Genomic DNA, 1,763 nt, shown 5'->3' on the forward strand with positions numbered 1-1,763 from the left:
CGCGCTGGCGCGGGTGGTGCTGGCGGATCCGCACACGCTGGTGCTCGACGAGGCGACTTCGCTGCTGGACGGGGACAGCTCGCGGGACGTCGAACGGTCGTTGTCGACGTTGCTGGCCGGGCGCACGGTGATCGCCATCGCGCACCGGTTGCACGCCGCGCGCAACGCCGATCGGGTCGCGGTGCTGGTGGACGGGAGGATCGTCGAGCTCGGCACGCACGCCGAGCTGCTCGCGGCCGGTGGTTCCTACGCCGAGCTGCACGCCGCCTCCGGTGCTGCGGAGTGATCGCGGCGCGAGCTGCGCACTCCCGAACGATCGCTGCGCAGCGAAGGCCCGTAGACCTGATGTGACCGGGCACTCCAGCAGTTCGCGGTCGAGCACCCGGGGAATTTTGGTACGGTCGTGCCAGTAATTCTCCTAGGGAGGTGCGCACATGGCCTGGGTGGTCCTGATGATCTCCGGCGTGCTGGAGGCGGGCTGGGCGATCTCGCTGAAGCTCTCCGACGGGTTCAGCAAGCTGTGGCCGTCGGTGTCGTTCCTGGTGCTCGCGACGGCGAGCTTCGCCGGGCTGGCGTGGGCGATGCGCGAACTGCCCGCCGGACCGGCGTACGCGGTGTGGACCGGCATCGGGGCCGCGCTCACCGCTGCGATCGGGATGGTGTTCCTCGGCGACGGCGTGTCCGTGCTCAAGATCGTTTCGCTGGTGCTGATCGTGGGCGGTGTGATCGGGCTGAACCTCGCGGGCGCGCACTGATGCGCTACATCGGCGCGTTCCCGGCCGGCCGCGGCGCTCCCGCGCGAGGGGGCGGCACCGGGCGACACCGGATGCCTAGGATTCCGACATGATGGCAGCCAGCACCCCGAAAGGCGAACGGCGACGGCAAGCGCTGGTCGCAGCCGCGTCCGAGCTGCTGTCCGAGGGCGGTTTCGAGGCGGTGCGGCACCGCGCCGTGGCCGACCGCGCCGGGCTGCCGCTGGCGTCCACGACGTACTACTTCTCCTCGCTGGACGACCTGGTCGCGGCCGCGGTGGAGCACGAGGGGCGTGCCGAGCTGGCCACCGGCCGCGCCCGGCTGGCCGAACTCACCGACGAGCCGCACAGCACGGCCGCCGTGATCGGATTGCTGCTGGACATGCTGCTGGGCAGCGACTCCCGCGACGGCGGGGCGGAAACGGTGCTGCTGCGCTACGAGCGGCTGGTGGGCTCGCCGCGGCGGCCGTACCTGGCGCCGCTGATGCGCGAGCTGTCGGCGGAACTGCACGGCCTGCTGGCGGAGATCCTGCAGCGCTGCGGGATGCCGGTCGGGCGGGACCGGCTGCTGGAGCTGATCGCGCTGGTCGACGGCGCCGTGTTGAACGCGCTGATCGAAAGCGATCCTGATCCGCGCGGCGCCGCCTACCGGATGCTGCACGCCCAGCTCGCGTGACCGGCCCGCTCGCCCGCACCGAAGAATCCGAGTGAACGGACTGTTCGTCCAATCTAGTGGGACGAAAGTTCCGTTCACTCCGAACGCATCCCCCTGATCGCGTAGCGCGCGGGCGCGTCGGCCGGGGAATCAGAAGCGCGGCGCGAGGCCTTCGGCGATCGCCGAGATGCGGTCGGCGTACGGCGCCTGGGAAGCGCCGACCGGTTCGCTCAGCACCGTCACCGTGCCGCCGCTGCGCGTGGGCAGCTGCGTGATCGCCGTGCCCTTCGGCCGGTCTTCGGCCGCGTTCGCCGACCCGGGCGGCGTCACCAACACGGCGACCTTCCCGTTGGCCG

2 protein-coding genes and 2 pseudogenes are annotated in these 1,763 nt (G+C 71.5%); 3 read left to right on the forward strand and 1 reads right to left on the reverse strand.

Annotated features, from left to right (window positions below; translation table 11 throughout):
* From IJH84_RS28595 to IJH84_RS28605, 3 genes and pseudogenes are all read left to right on the forward strand, one after another.
* Positions 1-286, forward strand: a pseudogene (locus tag IJH84_RS28595) (ABC transporter ATP-binding protein); the annotation flags it as partial.
* A 148-nt stretch (positions 287-434) separates the two neighbouring features.
* Positions 435-755 (forward strand): multidrug efflux SMR transporter, encoded by a 321-nt coding sequence (locus tag IJH84_RS28600; RefSeq protein WP_200068783.1) that lies wholly within the window; start codon positions 435-437, stop codon positions 753-755.
* Positions 756-843: 88 nt separating this feature from the next.
* On the forward strand, positions 844-1,428 hold the full coding sequence (locus IJH84_RS28605; protein WP_295151133.1) for a TetR/AcrR family transcriptional regulator: 585 nt from the start codon (positions 844-846) through the stop codon (positions 1,426-1,428).
* Between the two features lie 129 nt (positions 1,429-1,557).
* On the opposite strand, the pseudogene IJH84_RS28610 reads toward IJH84_RS28605, so the two are convergent.
* A pseudogene (locus IJH84_RS28610) lies at positions 1,558-1,763 on the reverse strand (hypothetical protein); the annotation flags it as partial.

Origin of the sequence: Saccharopolyspora sp. (genome assembly GCF_017434145.1) — a bacterium.
In the GTDB taxonomy this organism is placed as follows: Bacteria; Actinomycetota; Actinomycetes; order Mycobacteriales; family Pseudonocardiaceae; genus Saccharopolyspora_C; species Saccharopolyspora_C galaxeae.

Coding starts and splice junctions, on each gene's coding strand:
- IJH84_RS28605 (WP_295151133.1), top strand. CDS start 844: ATGATGGCAGCCAGCACCCCGAAAGGCGAACGGCGACGGCAAGCGCTG.
- IJH84_RS28600 (WP_200068783.1), top strand. CDS start 435: ATGGCCTGGGTGGTCCTGATGATCTCCGGCGTGCTGGAGGCGGGCTGG.